Consider the following 20,701-nt stretch of genomic DNA (forward strand, 5'->3'; position numbering starts at 1 on the left):
TCGCGCTCCGCTGCCCCGGCAGGAACGGCTTCAACCGAGAGCGTCCCCGCAGGCGCCACGCACGCGCAGCGTCAGACCCTTGAGGAAGTTACGCAGCAGCTGGTCGCCGCAGGCACGGAAGTTGCCGTGCCCGGGCTGGCGGAACAGCGCCGACAGTTCCGGCTTCGACACCGGGAACCCGGCGTCCGCGAACACCTGGTGCATGTCCACGTCCTTCAACTCGAAGGCCACGCGCAGCTTCTTCAGCACCACGTTGTTGCTGATGCGTTTCTCCACCGGCCGCGCCGGCAGGCGCTCGTCCCTGCCGCGACGGTGGATGATCAGGCCGTCGAGAAAATGTGCCAGCACGTCGTCGCCGCAGGCCAGGTAGCCCGGCATGTCTTCACGCAACAGAAAGGCATGCACATCGTCCTTTGCGATGACGAAACCCGGATCGGCCAGCTGGACGATCTCCGCCACCTTCTGGTCGCTCAGGTCGAGCATGTAACGGATGCTGCGCAGGATGTCGTTGTTGATCATGGCTGCAACCGATGCCGGGAACAGCAAACTCTACCGATGGCGCGTCGATGAGGCCGCTCTTCATGCGCCTTGGCGATTGCGCCCGGGCGGGTCACTCGACCTCCGCGATGCAGCAGCTGCCGGACATGGACTGATTTTGGGCGCGCCTGGCACCCGATCCGGCGCGGGCCTTGCGTCCGCGTTGATGTGTCCTGGCTGGTGTCCGGTGGTTCAATAGACTGCCTGCTCAGCGGATGCGGCCGGCACAGACAAGGAGGCCGGGTGCATTACTGGCGCTCGCTTCACTGGCTGCAACCCCATGGCCACGTGCTTGATGAGGTTGAAACCTACCAGCGCAATGAAGGCGATCAGCACGAGCGGCAGCACTGCCTTGATCAGCAGCACCCATCCGGCCGTCTTCGCAAACGAACCAGCGGGCTGGCGACGACCTCTCGATCCACTACGAATCCGGTCTTCAGCCGCCAATAGCAAGCGATCGCCAACGTGGGCCGCCATCGACCCTGCCGTGGACCGCAGCTTGTCGTAGGAAGGCGCGCTTCGCCGTTCGCCTCGCGGCAAGCGACGCGAGACGCCGGCCTTGATCTGCGCCCATCGATTCGCGTTGTCCGCATCGCCTTCGGGCAAGCGCCACACGCAATGCAGGTGGTCAGGCAGGACCACGATTGCGAGTACTTCGAACGGCCGCACCGCATGCGTTGCGCGAAACGCTGCACGTAGCTCCACGATGTGCTCCACCAGCAATCGCCTGCGCCGTTCCAGCAAGTTGACCGTAAAGAAATAGGTCCCACCCGGCACCTTGGCACGACGATAGTTCGACATGCGAGGAGGCTGGCGCGCATCACCACGCCATGCCATCAGCCCCAACCGCGATGCCGCATAGGGATATCACCGACATCCAACGACGCATCGAGATTGAGCGCCGCGCACAGAAGGTGGGCCAGGGCCCACCCTACAAATCACGGACGGCCGTAGGGCGGGCTCAAGCCCGCCTTACGCGCGTTCAAGCCCGCCTTACGCGGGTTAGCCCGTAGCCGCGAAAAGGCAAAGGGCCGGGGTGACCAGGAGATCTTAATTACCTCCGTCCCCTTTCCTCTGCAAGGTTTCGATCACGGCCTGCAGGTGCGGAAAATCCACCGGCTTGACGAGATGCTGGTCAAATCCCGAGTCCAATGCACGTTGTCTGTCGTTGGGCTGGCCATACCCGGTCAGCGCAACGAGCTTTACGCCCGGCTTGCCTACGTTGCGCAGCCGCGAGGCCAACTCGTATCCATCCATTCCGGGCATGCCGATATCCAGCAGCGCCAACCGAGGCTCGAAGACGCGCGCGCACTCCAGCGCACCGGGACCATCGACCGCGACTTCGACCGTATAACCGGCCAAGCGCAATGCCTTGGCCAGTGTGTCCCGGGCGTCGGCATTGTCATCGACCAGCAGGATGCGTGCACCGGGTTGAAGCACCGGTGCCAGCCGTGGACCCGTCATTTTTTCAGGCATCACCTCTCCGCTCGCCAAGGGCAGCTCTACGACGAAACGGCTGCCCTTCCCGAGCCCCGCGCTATCGGCAAATACATGCCCCCCGTGGTGCTGCACGAGGTTGCGCACGATGGCCAGCCCCAGCCCGAGCCCGCCCCGTGCGCGATCGCTGCTGGTGCCCTGCTGCTCGAACAGGTCGAACACCCGCTCGAGCATGTCTGCCTCGATGCCAACGCCCTGGTCGATGACTTCAACCAGGACTTTGTCGTTGTGGATCGTCGACTGCACGCGAATGCTCGTGCCTTCGTCGCTGTACTTGGACGCGTTGGTAATGAGGTTTGCAAACACCTGGGCAAGCCGTGCGGGATCCGCGTCGACCCTCACGTGGCAGTCCGGCACGTCGATGCAGACATGCTGCCGCTTCTGCAAGACCAGCGGCTCGGCCGTCTCAAGCGCCGAACGCACCACCTCGACAAGTTCGATCCTTCGGCGCTGGAGCGTCAGCTTACCGCCGGCAATCCGCGCGACATCGAGCAAATCGTCCACCAGCCGCTGCATGTGGTCGACCTGACGCTGCATGATTGCCAATTCCGGGGTCCATTCGCCGCGCAATCGCAACACCTGCAGCACCGTCACCATGGGGGCCAGCGGATTGCGCAATTCGTGCCCAAGCATCGCCAGGAACTCGTCCTTCGCGCGGGCCGCTTTTTCCGCCTGGCCGCGGGCGGCCTCCAGACGACTCGCCTGCTGCGCCAGCTCACGCATCGTCATCTCCACTTTCGCGCGCGAAGCGTCAAGCGCCTTGGCAAGCGACGCGTACTGCGTCATCTCGAAGCGGGCGGCGGCGAGCTCACCCGTGGCGATGCTCAACTTCTGCTGCTCGTGTAGCGCCGCGCCCAACAACGGCAACATGCCCTGGACCTGCTCCAGGTCGCGACGCGCCACGGCGCCGCCCAGAAAGACCAACGCCGTAGCGCCATCACTGCAGGCCGATGCTGGTACCAGATCGGCGTGCGTCCCCGGCGCGACGACCTCGCCGTGGTGCGGGCCGGGGGTTCGACAGGCGTCGAGCAGCGTCCGCCACTCCTGCCTGCCCGGCAGCGTCTTGGGTCCGCCAGCAGCCGGCACGAACTTTCCCGAGTCCGCGCGCAGCGTGAACAGCAACAGCGCATCGGCGCCCATCGACACGGCGAATTGCCTCGCGCGGTCCGCGCGGCCGTCGACGGCCGCAAGTGCGGCGACGGACGCAATGGCATCTTGGACCCTCATTGCTAGCGCGACAGGACGAGTACGACCGCCGTGCAGTTATGGAAGCCGCTGAACTGGCCATCCGAGCGTGCGATCTGGCCATAGGTGTTGCAACCGACGAACGGTGCGCCGGTCAACCCTTCGCCAACCGAAGACAACTCCTTCCCGAATTCATCGCCAAGTCGCAGACGGGTCGCAACGCAGTCGAAGAAAAGCGCCGCGCCCGGCTCATGCGATTCGAGGGCCTCCACGGCCGACCGCGTGGCGCGAGCAGCCGCCATTGACGCGGATTCGCCCGTGGTCTTCATCAGGAATACCCGTGACTGCTCGGGGATTTCCGCGGCACAGTCCACCGAGCCATCCGCATTGACACTGAGCGGGACGCGCAACCGGTAGCCCTGCCCGGTGTCGATCCCGATGATGTTGTGCAGGAAGAACGGCATCGGGTTGTCGCGATCAAAAGACTGCCCCATCGCGGCGGCATGCTGCTCGAAGGCTTCAACCGCGGGCATTCCGTCAAGGCCGACCAGGCGCATGCCCTGCACTTCGGTGGCATGCATCGGATTCCCGGCGGGTATCCAGCCGTGCCCGACGCCGACTGCAATGGGCTTGTGCGACAGGATTTCCAGCGCCACCGCGGCATCACTGTAGACCTCGGTATCGAGAAAGACATGGGTCTTGCTGAACTTGGCATCGTCGCCCGCCCCACCTCCCGCAAGGAGATAGCTGCCGGACGTCAGCAACGTCAGTTCATCAACAAGTGCTTCGGCGTGGCCCGCCAATGCATCCGTCATGACGATGGCTGCTCGGTAGGGATGGCGGCCATCCAGTCCCCTGAAGTCGGCGACCATGTCGCGGGCGGCGGATCGGCCATCGCTGCTGATATGCCGCCCGAGGGTGGCGGTCAGCTTCATTTCCGCAGACCGGATTGCCAACGCGCTGGCAGTCCCCGTCCCGCGGTGGGCATGCGTGAACTCGCCCGCGGACGACGAGCCCATAAGAAGGTGCGGCGAGCAAAGGCGCTTGAGCTCGCCAAGCAGACGCGTGTAATCGAAGGCCGATGATGCAAACACGACGATTGCGTCTGGCGGGCCGTCCATGCCCGCATTGATCTGTCCAGCCAGATCTTGGGCAGCGCCCGCGGAATCTCCGCAGGCGGTGTGCACTGCTAACAGGTCTGTCATTTTTCCACCGCGTATTGGGGGAGGATCGCGACAATGCCGCCCGCCCGGTTGGGCATGTTATCCGGCGGCAGTCGGTCCACTCACATCGATTTAACAGAAATGCGGCGGACGCAGCCCACGCGCGCTCCCGCCCTGTTCGCGGCAACAAGGCATCCAAGGGGAGGGGAATTGCTCAGCTCAGCGACAGCTACTCCGCCAACGCCTTGACCAGGTCAAAGAGGTAATCGCGCCCCACGTAGACCGAGCGCACTTCAAGCCGCTCGTTGAGCCCGTGGGCGCCATTGCCGTCGGGATCGAACCACGCACCCGGCACGCCATAGGTCGGAATTCCAACCGCCGACAGGTAGAGCCCATCGGTCGCCCCCGTCGACATCGACGGGATCACCGGCACGCCGGGGAAGTACTTCGCGCTCAACGTTTCCATCGGGCCGATGATCGCCGGATCGAGTGCGGGCATCTTCGCCACCGGCTTGTCCTTGCGTGCCAGGTCGATCGAGATCTTCGGGTTGCCGATCACCTTGGCCAGCTCGCCCTGGATCTCCGCCGGCGTGTGCCCCGGGAAGATGCGGCAATTGACGTTGGCTTCCGTCCGCTGCGGCAGGGCATTCACCGCGTGGCCGCCGTCGATCATCGTCGCCACGCAGGTGGTGCGCAGCATCGAGTGGTAGCCCTTGTCGGTGTTGACCACCGCCGCCGCTTTGGCATCGTTGGGGTCCTTGGCCAGCGCGATCATGGCCGCGCCCAGGGCGTCCTTGCGCGCGGCGCCGGCGCGCTCGAAGAACACGCGGGTGGTGTCGCTGAACTGCTGCGGGAACTCGTGGTCGCGGATCTTCAGCAATGCGTCGGAGATGGCGTAGATCGCGTTGTCGCGCACGGGTTGCGAGCTGTGGCCGCCGGGGTTGGTGGCGACGAGCTTGTAGTCCTGGTAGAGCTTCTCGCCGACCTGGATCGACTGGTCGATGATGTGTCCCTTGCCGTCGGTGTCGCCGCCGCCGCCTTCATTGAGGGCGAAGGCCGCGTCGATCAGGTCGCGCTTGTTGTTGGCCAGGTACTTGGCGCCGTTGAACGCGGTGTCGGTCTCCTCGCCGCAGGTCAGCGCCATCTTGACCGTGCGCGCGGGTTTGTAGGCTGCCTGCTTGAAGCGGATCAGGGTGTCGGCCCACGTGGCCGCCATGAACTTGTCGTCGGCGATGCCGCGCGCGTAGTAGTAACCGTTCTCCTCGACCAGCTTGTACGGGTCGCGCACCCAGTCGGCGCGCTTGGCGGTGACGACGTCGATGTGGGCGAGCAGCAGGAGCGGTTTGAGCGTGTCCGAGGTGCCGGGATAGACGGCGACAATGCCGCCTTCCTTCGGGTGGTCGGGCACGGAGAACTGGGTGACCTGGTCGTCGCTGAAGCCCGCGGCCTTCAGCCGCGCCCCGATCTGCGCGGCGGCCTGGGTGCAGTCGCCGGTGGTGACCGAGGTGTCGGTCTCGACCAGCTCCTTGTAGAGGGAAAAGAACTGCTGCTGGTCGGGGCGCAACGCGGCCATCGTGCCGGTCGGCACCTGTCCCGCGGCCGGGCCTGCCACGAGCGCCGCAACCGCGAACGCCAGGATCGTTGATTTCATGACCTTCTCCATTGGGGAATTGTCCGGGAGACCGTTTCCGGGATGGATGCGAACGTGTCCCTGGCACCTTTATACCTCCGGCCGCCAAGCCGCCGCCTGGCGGATGTGCGGTTCCCGGCGGAGTCCGTGCCGCGGGTGGGCGTATAAGGAGGAACGGGCGCGTCAGGTCGCCCGGTCCGGGGGGGCCATGAGCGGGACGATGATGGCAAGCGCGCCACGCACGCGCGGCGCCCGCCTGCGCCAGCACACGATCGCGCTGGCACGGGTGGCACGCGAGGTATTGCAGTCGAGCCAGGGAGTCGAGGCCGCGTTCGCGGTGCTCGCGCCCATCGCCATGCAGACGCTGGGGCTGCAGCGACTGGTCCTGTGGCAGATGGACGGTGGCATGCTGACGTGCCTGCAGGCCAGCGGCTCGTCGCTGCTTCCCGCTCCCCGCCCCGGTCGGCAACGTGCGGTCAGCGACTGGCCCACGCCGGTACCCAACCGACGCCGCGACCAGCGCACGCCTGCCGACGTCCGGCGGGTGCACGATATCGCCGCGATCAAGAATCAGGCGTGGCGCGACGCTCTGCAGCAGGAAGGCGTTGGCGCGTACATCGATGCGCACCTGCACATCGATGGCGTTGCGTGGGCGCAACTGCAGTTCGAATCGGCGACACCGCGCTATTGGCACGCCGACGAAGCCGCCCTTGTGGGTTATTTCGGCGATGTGCTGTCGGTGGCGATGGATCGCGACCGGCGCCGCGATGCCGAGGCGCGGCTGCTCTACCTGGACCTGTACGACAACGTCAGCGGTGTTGCCAATCGCACCCTGTTCCATGCCTGCGTCTGCCAGTTGCTGATGCGGATGAAGCACCGGCCGCGACAGGCCGCGCTGCTGTTCCTCAGCATCGACCGCTTCTTCAACGTCAATGAGCTGCTCGGTGAAGCCGGCGGGGACAGCACGCTGGCGCTGCTGGCCGAGCGGATCAATGCGGCCACCCCGGATGAAGCGGTCGTGGCACGCGTGGAAAGCGACTGCTTTGGCGTGTTGCTGCCGCGCATCGCGGGTGAGTGGGAAGCGTTGGCGCTGGCGCAGCAGCTGTTGGACGTCATTGCCGAACCGCTGTCCCCGTCGCTGGATGTCAGCGCAAGCATCGGCATCGCCTTCTTCGGGCCTGTCGCCGAAACGGGCGTGCCGAGCGCCGAAGCGCTGCTGCGCAATGCGGACCTCGCCAGCAGGCAGGCCAAGCTCGAAGGCCGCAGTCGGGTCGAAGTCTTCGATGCGGAAAGCCACCGCAGCCTGGTCCAACGCCTGGCGATGGAGCGCGCGCTGCGCAATGCCGTGCGCGACGACCGCATCGAGGTCGCCTACCAGGCAGAGGTCAACCTGCTGACGGGCGAAGTCGCGGGCGCCGAGGCACTGGCACGCTGGCGCCTGGAGGATGGCCAGTTGCTGGCCGCAGGTGACTTCATCGACGTCGCCGAAGCCAGCGGCCTGATCGAGTCGATCGGCTACCGGGTGCTGGAGCGCGCCTGCGTCGAAGCCTGCCATTGGCCAACGCAGGACGATGGCACGCCACGGCTGTTGCGCGCGAACATTTCCGCGCGCCAGTTCGGCGAGCCAGGGCTGATCGACGGCGTGGGCGCGGCGCTGGCCGCCTCGGGGCTGCCGCCCGAGCGCCTGTGCCTTGAAATAACCGAAACCACGTTGATGCAGAGCGCCAGCGCCTCACTGACCACGCTGGAAGCCCTGCGCGCATTGGGCATCCGGCTGGCGATCGATGATTTCGGCACCGGCTATTCGTCGCTGGCCTACCTGCGGCGTTTCCCCGTGGACACGCTGAAGCTGGACAAGACGATGATCGACGACCTGGTCGGTGACCACAACGCGCTGGCGATCGTCTGTGCAGTCCGCGACCTGGCCCAGGCGCTGTCGCTGGAGGTCGTGGTCGAAGGCATCGAGCATGCCGAGCAGGACGCCATGCTGCGCGCGCTTGGCTTCACCAACGTGCAGGGTTTTTTCTACGCACGGCCCGAGCCGGCGGCGGACTTCGCGGCGCGATTGGCGCGGCCCGTCGTCAGGCGCGCGCTGGAGGCCGAAGCCACCTGACCCTCGCCGCGCGCGGACGTATCCGCGCCTGGGCGCCGGTCGTCCCGGCCGTTGTGCCGCGAACTCCAGGGTTCACGCTGCTGGATATCCCGGGCCATCCGCTGCCGTCGGCGCAGACACCGCGCGCCTGTGGGCTGCTGGAAGTGGGCACCCGTCCGGCAGCCCTGAGCAGCATGGCGCGGCCCCAAGCGCCTTCGCCGGCCGGCTCCGCCCCTGCCGCAGGTCCTGCCCGGGACCGGCTTAGGCACGGGCCTGCGTTGTGGATAAGGTTGGACCCGCAGGGGAGCAGCGACCACCGTGGCCACGACCGATCCGGACAGTCTGTTCCAGGGGCCCGTGCCACTGCTGTACGAGCGTTTCCTGGTGCCGTTGATCTTCCAGCCCTTCGCCGACGAACTGGCGGCGCGGGTGGTGGCCCTGGCGCCGGACCGGGTGCTGGAAATCGCCGCAGGCACGGGCGTGGTGACGCGCGCGCTGGCGGCGCGCCTGCCGGTGCAGGCCGCGCTCGTTGCCACCGACCTGAGCGAGTCGATGCTCGACGTGGCCCAGGCGCAGGGCACGGCGCGCGCGGTGACGTGGCGACAGGCCGATGCGATGCAGCTTCCGTTCGCAAACGGCTTCTTCGACGTCGTGGCATGTCAGTTCGGCGCGATGTTCTTTCCCGACAAGGCGCGGGCCTTCGCCGAAGTGCGGCGGGTGCTGGCGCCTGGGGGCGTGTTCGCCTTCAGCGTGTGGGATCGCATTGAAGACAACACATTCACCGACGTGGTCGTGCGGGCGATGGCGGGTTTGTTCCCGGATGACCCGCCGGGCTTCCTGGAACACATCCCGCACGGGTACCACGACAACAGCGTCATCCGGCGCGATCTGTCGGCCGCCGGATTCGGCGTCGACCCGACCATCGACATCGTCCGCCTCGCCAGCCGTGCCGGCAGTGCGGCGGAGGCGGCGGTGGCCTTGTGCCAGGGCACGCCGATGCGCAACGAAATCCAAGCGCGCGGCGGCGCCAGCGTGGGCATGGCCACCGAGGTGGCGGCGCGGGCGCTGGCGGCGCGGTTCGGGGAGGGTGCGATCGAGGGGACGATCCAGGCGCTGGTCGTGGTCGCGACGAAGTAGCGGCCGGCAGGCGTGGGGCGCCGCTGCGACGGTGAGCGACAAGCGCGAAGGCGATCGCGGCGGCATTGGCGGGACGATGGCTGCGGCGTGCGCCTGGTTTCCGGGGGTGGGAAGAGCTCGCGGCTGCAGCCACTCCTGCGAGGAACCGGGGGTCGCGGTGGCGCACCGGCTGTCCGGTCGGGCACCTATACTCCGCCCGTCCCCTGCACCCGCCAGTGGCGCCTTGCAGGCCGCGGGGAGGAGCGGGGACGGGCCTGCGACACCACACGGGGACGTGCGACTTGGAGACACCACGGCCGGCATCACGCGACTGGGGCGCACAGGGAGTGCTGCGCCTGGGTTTGCTGGGCGCAATGCTGCTGCTGGCGCTGGTGGCGTGGCCGCACGCCGGGCGCGCGCAATCCGTGCGCGTCGATGCGCAGGGGCTGGTCGGCATTGCGCCAGGCTCCGATGCCGGCAACGCCAGCGCTGCTCCGACACCCGCGCGCCTCTCCGATCCGGAGGTGCCGCTCGGTCGTTTTGCACGGGTACTCAATGAAACCCCCGGCCACCCGCTGACGCTGGCGCAGGCGCGCGCGCGACTGGCGGCGGGCGATTTCGAACCTTCGTCCGTCGCGGTGCCCAACCTGGGCAATCGCGCGCCGCCGCTGTGGGTACACCTGGACATCGACCATCGCGAAGGGGCGGCGCGCGCGTTTCGCATCTACGCGGTCGAAGCGTGGGCCGATCGCGCCGATGCCTGGCTGCTGACGCCCGGGGGCGGCATCGCGCAGTGGCAGGTGGGCGACGCGCGCTCGCCGTCGCGCTACCTGCGGCCGGGGCTCGGGTTCGGCTTCGATGCGGTGTTGCCGCCCGGCCACAGCGAGTTGTTCCTGCGCGCGGACAGCGTCGACTCCGCGGCGCTCGCCCTGCGGCTGGTGCCGCAGGCGGACGTGGGTGCGTTCGAAGGCGCGGCGCAGCACTGGCTCGGGCTGGTGCACGGCTTCCTGCTCGCGCTGGTGGTCACCTATGGGCTGCTGTGGCTGGCGCTGCGCGAGGCGAGCCTGCTGCGCTACGTGGCCTATGTCGGCAGCTACCTGTACATGCACCTGGCGTATTCGGGCATCGCTGCGCTGCATGCGTGGCGGGATGCGCCACGCGTCGCCAACTTCGCGATCCTGATCGGCATGGTGCTGTTTTCCAGCGCGGGACTGTGGTTCGCCCGCGAGTTCCTGGGCCTGGCACGCTGGGCGCCGAAGCTCGATCGCGCCATCGCGTGGATCGTGCGCATCGCACTGGTGGCGATGGCTCTGTGCGTGGCCGTCGGTGCCAAGCCGACCGCGGTGAGCCTGGCGTTCGCCTACATCATGTCGTTCACCGTGATCATGGTGGTGCTGGGCATCGCCGGCGTGCGGCAATCCCGCGAGCAGTCGCGGATCTTCCTGGTGGCGTCGCTGGCCAGCATGGCCGGCGCCTTCGTCACCACGCTGGCGGTGATGGGCGTGCTGCCGTTCTCGACCCTTACCTTCCGCGCGGTCGAAGTCGGCGTGATGCTCGAAGCCTCGATCTGGGCGCTCGCGCTGGGCCTGCGCCTGCGCCGAGTCCGCGAGGACCGCACGCATGCGATGCAGCTGGCGCAGCACGATCCACTGACCGGGCTGTGCAACCGGCGCGGCTTCCTCGACCGCGCCATGCCGCTGCATGCCGCGGCGATGCGCGATGGCACGCCGCTGTCGGTGATCCTGCTCGACATCGACCACTTCAAGGACATCAACGATCGCCACGGCCATGATGCCGGCGACTGCACGCTGGTGGCGATCGCGCACGAACTGCTGGAGCTGAGCCGGCGCGAGGACATCCTCTGCCGCTGGGGCGGCGAGGAGTTCCTCGTGCTGCTGCCCGGCGTCGCCCGCGGCGCGGCCATGGACTACGCCGAACGCCTGCGCGCGGCGACCGAAGGCATGGTGGTCGAACTGGCCAGTGGTGCCGCGATCGTGGTCACCGCGAGCTTCGGCGTCGCCGGCGCGGCGCAGTCGTCGAGCCTGGAAGCGATGCTGCGCGATGCCGACACCGCGCTGTATGCCGCCAAGCTGGCGGGCCGCAACCGGGTCGAGGGTGCGCGCGAAGCGGCATTGGCCTGAAGGCGAATCACCAGCGACGACCCGCATCGATCGCCTGCTGCATCACGCCGCGATCGCGCAAGCGGCAGGGTGCGGTGTGCGCTTGCTCGCGCAAATGCGCTGGTCAGTGCGGCTCTTTCGGCACCGCGCGATACCCGGCGGTCTCGAGTTCTTCGCGTTCGGTGAGCGCGGACAGCGCCAGCCGGACGCCCGGTTGCAGATCGGCCGCGGTGATCGCCTGGTGGCCCAGCGCCTGGCCGCAGGCGATGGTGCTGACCCCTGCGCGCTGCAGTTGCGCGAGCAGCGCGGCATCGGGATTGGGGCGATGGAAGCGTGCGCGATATTGCCCATCGCCCAGCGCGACTTCGACGCCGTGGCCGTACAGCAGCAGGGCCATGTGCACCTTGTCCGCGGGCACGCCGGCCGCCGCATAGAGGTTCAGGATTTTTGCCGCGGTCTGCAGCCGGATACTGTGGCCGGAGCGGTCGCGCTCGGCGCTGTCGATGTCGACCAGCAGGCGGTGGTCGGCGGTGGCCGAGGGCAGCAGCGCGCCGGGGCTGACCGGCAGGATGCCGCCGGCGCCATGGATCCGCGGAAATTCCAGCCGCGGATCGGGCTGTCGATGCTGCCAGCGCACCAGCAGCACGAACGCCGTCGCCGCGACCAGGGCCATCAGCACCAGCAGCCACGACAGGCGCCGCCGTCGCCTGCCCACACCATCGGGCTGGTCAGTTGCATCGGAGATGCCACGTGGCATCTCGCTGCTGCGGGTACTCATCGGGTCACCATCGGGTACGAGTGTCGGAAAGGCGCGGTGAAACCGGGGCAATGCCCGCGCGATGTCGTTGAACGGCCTCCATCAGAACGCGAACTGCGCCCACAGGCCGGCTTCGTTGGCCGAAGCACGCTCGCCGCTGCGGTCGCGCAGCCGCTGGTGTTTCCACGCGGCGGCCACCAGCAGCTTCGGCGACACCCGCCATTCGATGCCGGCGTTGCTGTAACGGTCGTGGCGCGAAGGATCCAGTTGCGCGCTGGTCGAAGTATCATCGTGGCGCGCGAACAGCGTCCAGCGCTCGGACAGCTTCGCGCTCGCCCACGTCGACCAGCCATGCGCGCCGTCCGACAGCGGCGAGCGCAACTGCGTCCAGTCGCGGCTCTCGAACCACTGCGCGCCGAGGCGGTAACGCGGCCCGGCGTAGGCGGCCAACGCGTCCCAGCGGCGCGCGGTATGGGTCAACGCCTGCGTGTCGTCGTCCAGCCCCAGCTGGCCGTCGTAGCCGCCGACCGCGATGACGCTGTGCTCGCTGGGCTGCCAGCCCAGGCGCGCTTCGACGTCGGGCCGGTTACCGGTGCGCGGGCGCTTGTAGCTGGAGCCGGTGACAACGGACACCGCGTAATCCAGCCGCGGCCCATCCGCGGGGGCTCCCTGCACATGCACGCCCCAATCGGCGGTGGACGCGAACTTCAGCCGGCTGACCAGCTCGTTGTCGACATAGCGGAAGCCGTACCACTGGTTCGCCATCGCCGCCCACGGCATGTCCGCGGCGCCCACGCGCAATACGAATGCCTTGCTGAAGGCACCTTGCACGTAGGCATGCTTGATCCAGACGTCGGTGGGATCGCTCTCGCCACGCAGCCAGTTGACGTCGGTGGTGAGGTGCGCGGACCAGACCGGGCTGAAACGATGGTCGATGTCGAAGTACAGGCGCGTGAGATCCACGCCGGTGCTGTCGTCGTCGACGCCATCGCGGGTGGTCGACAGGTGGGTCGCATCGATGAAGACCTTGCCGCCGAACGTCGTCTCGCCGATCGCGGTCTCCGCCGCGTGCGCGGTCGAAACGATGCCGGCCAGGCCCGCAAGCAACAGGATGCCGCTGCATGACCTCCGCATCGGCGACATCAGCGACGCCCAGCCGGTGCCGAGCCGAGCAGGTGCCCGTTGACGGTCGTGCCGTACAGCGACTGCGGCGTGTCGTGGAACTGCTTGCGCGTGGCGGCGAGGTCGCCGGTGTAACGCGGATCCTGCGGGCGCTCGTGCGCATCCATGAACATCGCCACGTCCAGTGCGTCCTGGTCGCTCAGCGTGCCGCCACGGCTGAACGGCATGTTGGCCTTGATGAAGGCGGCGGCGTTGTCCAGCTGGTGCATGCCGGCGCCCCAGTTGAACGAGTCCGGCCCCCACAGCGGCGGGAAGACGTAACGCCCGGCGACTTTCTGCCCCTGCCCGTCGCTGCCGTGGCAGAGCACGCAGTTGTGTTCGAAGACGGTCTGCCCACGCGCGTAGTCCGGCGGCTGCGCGGCCTTGAGCTTGCCCTTGGGATAGCCGGCGCCGGCGAGCTTGACGCCGACCGGCGCACCGGTGGCCATCCAGAACGAATACGCCTCCAGCGCGCGGATCTCTTCGCTGTCCAGCGGCGGCGGCGTGCCGTTCATGCTGTAGCGGAAGCAACCCTGCAGGCGCTGGCCGTAATCGTTGACCTCGCCGGTCTTCTTGCGGAATTGCGGATACACGCCATAGGCGCCCCACAGCGGCGCCGAATCAGGACGGCGGCCGGCGTCGAGATGGCAGTTGGCGCAGGTCAGGCCATTGCCGACGAACTTGGGCGCGGCATCGGGCGTGTGCACGAAGATCTCGCGCCCGCGCCGGACCAGGTCACCGAACGGGCCTTCGGGAATCGCGTCATCGGCCGGCGGCGTGAACGAGGTGGCGACCGTGGCCGCTGTCGCGGGCGGTGTCGGTGTTGCCGGCGATGCAGGCATGGCCGTTGCCTGCGGTTGCGCTGCGCCGGTTGACGACGGCGGTGCCGGCTCCCTGCCGCAACCCGCGACGACGAGGCTGGCGGCGCACAGCGCCAGGATCATCTTCATCGCGCGGTCTCCGGCAGGCGCGCAGGTTGCGCGGCGAACCAGGCCGACACCGCCTGGATGTCGGCATCGCTCAACGCACTGCTGATGTGCTGCATCAATTGCAACGGGTCGTTCCTGCGCGTGCCCTGCTTCCAGGCATGCAACTGCGCCGACAGGTACGCCGCCGGTTGCCCGGCCAGCGGCGGGAAGCCGGAGCCCACGCCGACGCCGCCAGGTCCATGGCACTGCACGCAACCAGGCACCTGTTGCGACCAGCGGCCCTGCAACGCCAGGCGCGCACCCGGTGCATCGCCGGCGCCGGCCTTGCCGGGCACGGCACCGGCTCCGGTGGGCAACTGCGCGTAATACATCGCGATCTCCGCGCGCTCATCATCGTCCAGCGCCTTGGCGATCGGCTGCATGACCGGGTTGTCGCGCGTACCGCTCGCGAAGGCATCCAGCTGCGCCTGCAGGTAGTGGGCATCGAGGCCCGCCAGACGCGGAAATGCGGAACCCGCCTGGCCCCTGCCGTCGGCGCCGTGGCAACCCTGGCAGGCCATGGCGCCATGGCCGTTGCCCTGCGCGGCGATGGCGGATGGCGCAGTCGCCGCAGCGGCGATACCGGCCCACGCCAGCAACACGGCGCCGCAAGGCATGGCTGCCGACAGGGTTCGATTGCTCATGGAACGCCCCGCGAAAAGGTCGCGGGGACAGTAGGCAGCCGAAAGTCGCCGCCTTGTGAAACCGGAGCATGCACGGTTGCCGGGGAGCGTTGTCGACGCAACCCGATCGCGGCCATTAGCGACTTCTTCACACGCATTCATGGCAACGGCGCGACCATACGCGTTGGCATCATCGGAAGGAGTCTGGCTCAGTGAACTTCAAGATCACGCTTACAGCAGCGGCGTGCGCGCTGGCATTGGCCGCATGCGGCAATCATGAAACCCCGACGGACGATACCGGCACGTCGACCGCGGCACCGGCCGAAACCACGACAGAAGCGACCACGCCGGCGCCGGCAACGACCGTCGCGGGCGCCATGGAATCGACCATGCCTGCGTCCAATGCTTCGACCGGCACGGCGATGCCTGCAGCCACCGCCGGCAGCGACAAACCCGCCGCCGTGGTGGAGAACTGCTCCACCCAGATCGACGGCACCGACGCGATGCAGTTCGATGTCGGCTCGATCGCGATCCCGGCGTCGTGCAGCAAGTTCACCATCACCCTCAAGCACACCGGCACGATGCCAGTGGCGGCGATGGGCCATAACGTGGTGATCGCCGAGGCCGGCGACATGGCGGGCGTGCTTGCCGACGGCATCGGCGCTGGCGTCGCCAACGACTATGTCAAGCCGGGCGACGCGCGCATCGTGGCCCACACCAAGCTCGTCGGCGGCGGCGAGAGCACGACCGTCAGTTTCGATCCGGCCAAGCTCAAGGACGGTGGGCCGTATGAGTTCTTCTGCAGCTTCCCGGGCCACGCCACGGTCATGAAGGGCAGCATCAGCGTCGGCTGATGCGTGAGGTCGGCGGCCCGGGTGGCCGCCCGCCTTCTGGATTGCGAAGTTCGCCAGCACGGCTGTGCTGGCGTCGGCATGGCGCGTTTGCCGCTAGGCGCAGTGCCCGCAGCAGGTGCTGCCGCCACTGATGTGCACGTCCTTCTCCATCGGTTGCGCCGGGCAACCGATGCGCGCCAGCGCATCGATGACTTGCGCCGCGGTCGCCGTGCCGACCACTTCGAGCCTGCCGCGATTGGGATCCAGGGCGATCCGCACATCGCCGTGCCGCGGGCGCAGCATGGCGGCCAGCGTCGCGGCCAGCGTTTCGCCGTCGCGGATGGGGGAAGTCAGTTCGAATTGCATTGCCGGTCCTCAAAAGGCCGGCATCGACCGGCACGCAAACGATGCCGGGCGCGGGAGGGTCACGCCTTGACCCGGGTCAATCCGGCGACGAAAACCAGCGGTAACGATCTGGCGCTGCACTGACCCGCGCGGCGAGATGCTTCGCGGCGCGGATGTTTTCCAGGCCCGCTTCTCTCAGTCACGCCAGAGGTTGCGCGCCGCCGCGGCTGCGGCCTGGAGGACGCCGATGTAGTCCCCGTGGCTCCTGGGTGCCTGGCCGGCAACGGTCTCCAGCCCCTCGATATACGATTTCACCAGCACCGCCGCGTTGTACTGGTCGCTCAGCTCGCGCATGGTCTTGGCCACGGAATCGCGCACGTGCCAGTCGACGTTGACGCCTTTCTGGGCTTCATTGGCAAGGTCGACGATACGCAGCAGATGCGGCGTCACCAGACCGACGACAGTGGCGCTCATGCTCTTCTTCCAGCTTTCGACAGGCCGCAAGGCTAGCCTAGTTGGACGCCACCTGTGGCGTGGGAAGGGGCGGTTTGCACGGACCCCCGCGCTGCCCGCAACCTTGGGGTGTCAGCGCGGTGTGGCCCGGAAACAAACCCGGGCTTTTTTTTGGGACGGGCGTCAAATGTGGCGCAGGAAATCGCGCTACCGACGCTTCGCGATGCGTCGAAAGCCCCGCAACCGGGCTCTCGGGAAAGTCGACGATGCCCCGTTTCCCAGGGCCAGAAAAGTGCGCTCCGACCCTGTTTCGGTTCAGTGCGTCAATCCGTTCTGCCCAATCGCGCGACTCTGCGCGAACTCCGGGAAGGTCTCTGCAATCGACGCCTCATCCGGCAGGATGTAGAACACCCCGCCCCGCTCGAACGTCGGACGGACGACCTGCTCGTAAAACTCCGGCGCGACGTTGATGCAACCGTGGGTGATGCGGTTGTCGTCCGGAGAAGGCGATGCAAGGCGTTTGGCGCGTTTCTCGGCCGGCACGCCAGTCGCGGTCGGGTGGATCGAAACCGCGGAATCGTAGTCCACCCAGAGCACGCGCCCGGCGTCGACGGACGGACCGTAACCGCCCACGAAGCGACCCGCAGGCGTCGTGCGATCCCGACCCGGAATTTCGCGAAGCGCGAGTCCGGCGACGCCGGGGGCCGAATGGTCGCCGATCGCCGAGCCAAACAGTCCAGGCGCCGCGCCGCGCAGCCTGCCGTCACCGCCGAACACCAACACCTGTGCGGCGGCCTTGTCGATAACCGCGAACGGATAGCCTTGGTTGTCCTTGCTCGAGACAACCCAACCTGCAAGCTCGACCACGGTGCTGGAGACATTTTGACCCGGCGGAAGCTGGTCGACGGCGGCGACCGGCGGCGCGGTGGCCTCCTCGGCGCTGGCCACGCCTGAACTCGCGAAGGCCAACGACAGCGCCAGCGCAACGCCCCGGATCGCAGGGTGTGTGCACGTACGGATGGGACGACTCCTTGGAACGAAGACCCGGCGAAGGGTAACGCCCGGTGGCCAGCAAAGGCCACCGGACGCGTCAGGCCGGTCGTCGCAGAGGGTGCAAGCGCGACTAACCGCGCGGCTTGCGGCCCGGGGCCGCTTCCAGCTGCTGGACGCGGCCTTCGATGGCATCCAGGCGCTGGTTGGCCTGCTGTGCGGACTGATTGGCGGCGTCGGCGCTCTGGGCGGCGCTCTGCACCTTGGTGTCGAGCTGGTCCAGGCGCGAATTGACCCGCGCGAAATCGTCATCGTAGGTGGCGCAGGCGGACAGGCCGGAGGCGGCGACGATCGCCACGGCGAGAAGGCGCGCCATCGCCCGATGTTGTTTGGTCAGAGACATTTCCAATCTCCTTTCGTCTGATGTCGGAAATTGAGCGGCCTGCTTGCCGGCTCCTTGGCCCGCCTTCAGGTCACGTTTGAATACGTCCCTGAGCGTGAAGAGGATGTGGCGACGAGGGACGTCGCGGCTTGAAACCCAAGCAGCGCCTGGGTCTTCAGCCCGCGAGCGGGAACGCTGCGTGGATCAACCCCCATCCCGCCAATGTGGGAGTGGCCGCGGTTCACGACGCCAAGCGCGCCAGGGCCGAATCGACACGGTAGTGCGAACCCAGGGATGCGCGACGGGCCAGCGCGGCATCGAGCAGTCGGTGGGCCACCGCGGCCTGCCACCCATCGGCGGACCAGGGCGCGCAACTGCGGATGGCTCGCTCCAGGTCGGCGGCAGAACGCTCCGGTCCGGCCGCCTGCCACAACAGTGCGCGCAGTTCGGCCAGCGGCGTCGGCGACAGCGCGTTGCCGCGCGCGACCCAGTTCGAGCGGCCGCGCGAGACTGTCTGGAGATCGGCGGCAGCCAGCAGCGCACCGAGACGGCGCCCGCACAGCACGCCCTCCAGCAGCGAATTGCTGGCCAGCCGGTTGGCGCCATGCACGCCGTTGCAGGCCACCTCGCCCACGGCATGCAGGCCCGGCAGGCCGGTGCGGCCATCGGCATCCACGGCCAGGCCACCCATATGGAAATGCGCCACGGCGGTGACCGGAATGGCATCGCGGCGCGGATCGATGCCCCGCGCGAGGCAGGCAGCCAGGACCGTCGGGAACCGCACCGTCCAGTCGCCTCGCACATCGCCGGCGTCCAGCCAAACGCGGCCGCCATCGCGGCGCGCCTGCCAGACGCGACGGGAAACCACGTCGCGCGGCGCGAGGTCACCCTGCGGGTGCAACCCGGTCATCAGCGGCCGTCCGGCGGCATCGCGCAGGCGCGCGCCGGCGCCGCGCAACGCCTCGGTCACCAGCGGCAGGCAATGGCCGCCGGGCACGTCGAGTGCGGTCGGGTGGAACTGCACGAACTCCAGGTCGCGCGCCGGCGCGCCGGCCGCAAGCCCCAATGCCAGCCCACTGCCTTCGGCGCCTGGCGGGTTGCTGGTGCGCGCGAACAGCGCACCGATGCCGCCAGTCGCGAGCACCACGGCGGCCGCCTGCATTTCATGTCGCTGACCGCGCGCATCGCACACGCGCACCCCACGCACCACGCCATCGCGCAGCAACAGCGCGTCCACGTCGACGCCACCGTGCCACTGGACATGTCCGGCCTGTTGCACCCGCCGATGCAGCGCGCGCACCAGCGCCGCACCGCTGGCATCGCCTCCGGCATGCACGATGCGCGCGGCGCCATGGCCACCTTCGCGCCCCAATTGCAGGCGACCGTCGCCATCGCGGTCGAACGCCACGCCCTGCCGCTCGAGCCACGCAATCGCTGCCGGTGCCTGCGCGCAGAGCCAGCGCACCATCGCGGCATCGTTGTGATGGGCCCCGGCCGCCAGGGTGTCGGCGGCGTGCGCGGCGGGATGGTCCGGCGCTTGCAGCGCGGCGGCGATGCCGCCCTGCGCCAGCGCGCTGGCCGTTCCATCCCCGTCGTGCCGGCGGCACAGCAGGCGCACCGGCGCCGGTGCCGCGGCCAGCGCGGTGACCAATCCGGCGACGCCGCTGCCCACCACGATGATCGGCGCGCGTGCCCGCATCAGACGGTTTCGCGCCGGCCCACCGCCAGCATGCGTTGCAACGCCGCACGCGCACGGTCGGCGATGTCGGCAGGGATTTCGATGGCGTGCTTGAAGTCGCGCAGCGCCGCGTAAATGCCCGGCAGCGTGATGCGCTGCATGTGCGGGCACAGGTTGCAGGGCTTGATGAACTGGGTGGCGGGAAAGCGCACCCGCAGGTTGTCGGCCATCGAGCATTCGGTGATCAGCGCGACGCGTGCCGGCTGCTCGCGTTCCAGCCAGTTGCCCATGGCCGTGGTGGAACCGACGAAATCCGCTTCGGCCAGCACCTCCGGCGGGCATTCGGGATGCGCGACGAGCTTGGCATCGAAGCGTTCGCGTGCGTGGCGCGCCTGCTGCGCGGTGAACGTCTCGTGGACCTCGCAGTGGCCGTGCCAAAGCACCAGTTGGACACGGGTCTGGCTGGCGACGTGGCGGCCGAGGAATTCGTCGGGCAGGAAGATCACCCGCCCCGCGCCCATCGCCTCGACCACCTGCACCGCGTTGGCCGAGGTGCAGATCGCATCGGACTCGGCCTTCACTGCCGCGGACGTGTTGGCATAGCTCACGACTGGCACGCCCGGATGCCGCGCACGCAGCGCGCGCACGTCGTCGGCGGTGATCGAGGACGCCAGCGAGCAGCCCGCCTCGAGGTCGGGAATCAGCACGGTCTTGTGCGGCGCCAGGATCTTCGCGCTCTCGGCCATGAAGTGGACCCCGCACAGCACGATCAGCTCGGCGTCGCAATCGGCGGCCGCCTGCGCCAGTCCGAGCGAATCACCGGTGACGTCGGCCACGCCATGGAAGATCTCCGGCGATTGATAGCTGTGCGCCATGATCACCGCGCCGCGCTGGCGCTTGAGCCGGTTGATCGCGTCGATCCACGGCAGGTGCAGCGGCCATTCCAGGCACGGCACCAGTGGCTCCAGCCGCGTGGTGAGTTCGGCGTAGTCGTCTTCGAGCCCGTCGCGCCATACAGGTGCGGGCAAGGAGTCGGAATCGTTCATGGGGGATCGCCTGCGCAATGGAGGGTCAGGTGGCTTTGCCGGTGGGTAGCCGTGTTCGCTCGCGGTGACCCGCCGTTGGTGACCCTCCGGCGGCGAATCCGGGACGCAAGCGTGGTCGCATGGTT

At 68.1% G+C, this 20,701-nt stretch carries 19 protein-coding genes; 4 read left to right on the forward strand and 15 right to left on the reverse strand.

The window, feature by feature from the left end; all coding sequences use genetic code 11:
- Positions 1-30 precede the first annotated feature (30 nt).
- The 5 genes from G7B67_RS04560 to G7B67_RS04580 form a co-directional block, all read right to left on the reverse strand.
- Positions 31-519 carry a YehS family protein gene (locus G7B67_RS04560; protein WP_166208569.1) on the reverse strand — a complete coding sequence of 163 codons (489 nt, stop codon included), beginning with the start codon at positions 517-519 and terminating at the stop codon, positions 31-33.
- A gap of 210 nt (positions 520-729) precedes the next feature.
- Positions 730-1,338, reverse strand: coding sequence for an REP-associated tyrosine transposase (locus G7B67_RS04565; protein ID WP_166208572.1), 609 nt, complete (start codon positions 1,336-1,338; stop codon positions 730-732).
- A gap of 249 nt (positions 1,339-1,587) precedes the next feature.
- Positions 1,588-3,261: an ATP-binding protein gene (locus G7B67_RS04570; protein WP_166208575.1), complete on the reverse strand. Its 1,674-nt coding sequence runs from the start codon at positions 3,259-3,261 to the stop codon at positions 1,588-1,590.
- 2 nt (positions 3,262-3,263) lie between these two features.
- Entirely contained in the window at positions 3,264-4,340 is a 1,077-nt protein-coding gene (locus G7B67_RS04575; protein ID WP_207780869.1) for an FIST signal transduction protein, read from the reverse strand.
- Between the two features lie 271 nt (positions 4,341-4,611).
- Positions 4,612-6,033, reverse strand: a complete 1,422-nt coding sequence (locus G7B67_RS04580; RefSeq protein ID WP_166208581.1) for a M20/M25/M40 family metallo-hydrolase — start codon at positions 6,031-6,033, stop codon at positions 4,612-4,614.
- Between the two features lie 187 nt (positions 6,034-6,220).
- Here G7B67_RS04580 and G7B67_RS04585 point away from each other — a divergent pair, with 187 nt between their 5' ends.
- The 3 genes from G7B67_RS04585 (at position 6,221) to G7B67_RS04595 (ending at position 11,361) form a co-directional block, all read left to right on the forward strand.
- The gene (locus G7B67_RS04585; RefSeq protein WP_166208584.1) at positions 6,221-8,125 is read left to right on the forward strand and encodes a putative bifunctional diguanylate cyclase/phosphodiesterase; all 1,905 of its coding nucleotides are present in this window, start codon (positions 6,221-6,223) and stop codon (positions 8,123-8,125) included.
- Positions 8,126-8,422: 297 nt separating this feature from the next.
- Positions 8,423-9,241 (forward strand): class I SAM-dependent methyltransferase, encoded by an 819-nt coding sequence (locus G7B67_RS04590; protein WP_166208587.1) that lies wholly within the window; start codon positions 8,423-8,425, stop codon positions 9,239-9,241.
- A 281-nt stretch (positions 9,242-9,522) separates the two neighbouring features.
- Positions 9,523-11,361, forward strand: coding sequence for a diguanylate cyclase (locus tag G7B67_RS04595; RefSeq protein ID WP_166208590.1), 1,839 nt, complete (start codon positions 9,523-9,525; stop codon positions 11,359-11,361).
- Positions 11,362-11,464: 103 nt separating this feature from the next.
- Here the strand turns inward: G7B67_RS04595 and G7B67_RS04600 are convergent, their stop codons facing one another.
- The 4 genes from G7B67_RS04600 to G7B67_RS04615 all read right to left on the reverse strand — a co-directional run bounded on the left by G7B67_RS04600 (position 11,465) and on the right by G7B67_RS04615 (position 14,870).
- Positions 11,465-12,118 carry a DsrE family protein gene (locus G7B67_RS04600; protein ID WP_166208593.1) on the reverse strand — a complete coding sequence of 218 codons (654 nt, stop codon included), beginning with the start codon at positions 12,116-12,118 and terminating at the stop codon, positions 11,465-11,467.
- Between the two features lie 81 nt (positions 12,119-12,199).
- The gene (locus tag G7B67_RS04605; protein ID WP_166208596.1) at positions 12,200-13,240 is read right to left on the reverse strand and encodes a hypothetical protein; all 1,041 of its coding nucleotides are present in this window, start codon (positions 13,238-13,240) and stop codon (positions 12,200-12,202) included.
- Complete coding sequence (locus G7B67_RS04610; protein ID WP_166208599.1) at positions 13,240-14,208, reverse strand: c-type cytochrome; 969 nt, start codon at positions 14,206-14,208, stop codon at positions 13,240-13,242. Before G7B67_RS04610 ends, G7B67_RS04605 begins: the two co-directional genes overlap by 1 nt.
- Positions 14,205-14,870 (reverse strand): c-type cytochrome, encoded by a 666-nt coding sequence (locus G7B67_RS04615; protein WP_166208601.1) that lies wholly within the window; start codon positions 14,868-14,870, stop codon positions 14,205-14,207. The genes G7B67_RS04610 and G7B67_RS04615 overlap by 4 nt, the downstream gene beginning before the upstream one ends.
- A gap of 191 nt (positions 14,871-15,061) precedes the next feature.
- Here G7B67_RS04615 and azu point away from each other — a divergent pair, with 191 nt between their 5' ends.
- Complete coding sequence (azu, locus tag G7B67_RS04620) at positions 15,062-15,703, forward strand: azurin (protein WP_243412249.1); 642 nt, start codon at positions 15,062-15,064, stop codon at positions 15,701-15,703.
- 93 nt (positions 15,704-15,796) lie between these two features.
- On the opposite strand, the gene G7B67_RS04625 is transcribed toward azu, so the two are convergent.
- The 6 genes from G7B67_RS04625 to nadA form a co-directional block, all read right to left on the reverse strand.
- Positions 15,797-16,048 (reverse strand): hypothetical protein, encoded by a 252-nt coding sequence (locus G7B67_RS04625; protein WP_166208604.1) that lies wholly within the window; start codon positions 16,046-16,048, stop codon positions 15,797-15,799.
- A gap of 174 nt (positions 16,049-16,222) precedes the next feature.
- Positions 16,223-16,501: a hypothetical protein gene (locus G7B67_RS04630; protein WP_166208607.1), complete on the reverse strand. Its 279-nt coding sequence runs from the start codon at positions 16,499-16,501 to the stop codon at positions 16,223-16,225.
- Positions 16,502-16,795: 294 nt separating this feature from the next.
- Positions 16,796-17,455, reverse strand: a complete 660-nt coding sequence (locus G7B67_RS04635; RefSeq protein WP_166208775.1) for a murein L,D-transpeptidase — start codon at positions 17,453-17,455, stop codon at positions 16,796-16,798.
- A 148-nt stretch (positions 17,456-17,603) separates the two neighbouring features.
- Entirely contained in the window at positions 17,604-17,873 is a 270-nt protein-coding gene (locus G7B67_RS04640; RefSeq protein WP_166208610.1) for a hypothetical protein, read from the reverse strand.
- 220 nt (positions 17,874-18,093) lie between these two features.
- Complete coding sequence (locus G7B67_RS04645) at positions 18,094-19,551, reverse strand: L-aspartate oxidase (protein ID WP_166208613.1); 1,458 nt, start codon at positions 19,549-19,551, stop codon at positions 18,094-18,096.
- Positions 19,551-20,576 carry a quinolinate synthase NadA gene (nadA, locus tag G7B67_RS04650; protein ID WP_166208616.1) on the reverse strand — a complete coding sequence of 342 codons (1,026 nt, stop codon included), beginning with the start codon at positions 20,574-20,576 and terminating at the stop codon, positions 19,551-19,553. The genes G7B67_RS04645 and nadA overlap by 1 nt, the downstream gene beginning before the upstream one ends.
- Positions 20,577-20,701 lie beyond the last annotated feature (125 nt).

Source organism: Cognatiluteimonas telluris, from assembly GCF_011320095.1.
Lineage (GTDB): Bacteria > Pseudomonadota > Gammaproteobacteria > Xanthomonadales > Xanthomonadaceae > Cognatiluteimonas > Cognatiluteimonas telluris.

Excerpts from the sequence above, each read along its gene's own strand:
- G7B67_RS04560 (WP_166208569.1), bottom strand. The coding sequence starts at position 519 with ATGATCAACAACGACATCCTGCGCAGCATCCGTTACATGCTCGACCTG.
- G7B67_RS04565 (WP_166208572.1), bottom strand. The coding sequence starts at position 1,338 with ATGTCGAACTATCGTCGTGCCAAGGTGCCGGGTGGGACCTATTTCTTT.
- G7B67_RS04570 (WP_166208575.1), bottom strand. The coding sequence starts at position 3,261 with ATGAGGGTCCAAGATGCCATTGCGTCCGTCGCCGCACTTGCGGCCGTC.
- G7B67_RS04575 (WP_207780869.1), bottom strand. The coding sequence starts at position 4,340 with ATGGACGGCCCGCCAGACGCAATCGTCGTGTTTGCATCATCGGCCTTC.
- G7B67_RS04580 (WP_166208581.1), bottom strand. The coding sequence starts at position 6,033 with ATGAAATCAACGATCCTGGCGTTCGCGGTTGCGGCGCTCGTGGCAGGC.
- G7B67_RS04585 (WP_166208584.1), top strand. The coding sequence starts at position 6,221 with ATGAGCGGGACGATGATGGCAAGCGCGCCACGCACGCGCGGCGCCCGC.
- G7B67_RS04600 (WP_166208593.1), bottom strand. The coding sequence starts at position 12,118 with ATGAGTACCCGCAGCAGCGAGATGCCACGTGGCATCTCCGATGCAACT.
- G7B67_RS04605 (WP_166208596.1), bottom strand. The coding sequence starts at position 13,240 with ATGTCGCCGATGCGGAGGTCATGCAGCGGCATCCTGTTGCTTGCGGGC.
- G7B67_RS04610 (WP_166208599.1), bottom strand. The coding sequence starts at position 14,208 with ATGAAGATGATCCTGGCGCTGTGCGCCGCCAGCCTCGTCGTCGCGGGT.
- G7B67_RS04615 (WP_166208601.1), bottom strand. The coding sequence starts at position 14,870 with ATGAGCAATCGAACCCTGTCGGCAGCCATGCCTTGCGGCGCCGTGTTG.
- G7B67_RS04625 (WP_166208604.1), bottom strand. The coding sequence starts at position 16,048 with ATGCAATTCGAACTGACTTCCCCCATCCGCGACGGCGAAACGCTGGCC.
- G7B67_RS04630 (WP_166208607.1), bottom strand. The coding sequence starts at position 16,501 with ATGAGCGCCACTGTCGTCGGTCTGGTGACGCCGCATCTGCTGCGTATC.
- G7B67_RS04640 (WP_166208610.1), bottom strand. The coding sequence starts at position 17,873 with ATGTCTCTGACCAAACAACATCGGGCGATGGCGCGCCTTCTCGCCGTG.
- G7B67_RS04645 (WP_166208613.1), bottom strand. The coding sequence starts at position 19,551 with ATGCGGGCACGCGCGCCGATCATCGTGGTGGGCAGCGGCGTCGCCGGA.
- nadA (WP_166208616.1), bottom strand. The coding sequence starts at position 20,576 with ATGAACGATTCCGACTCCTTGCCCGCACCTGTATGGCGCGACGGGCTC.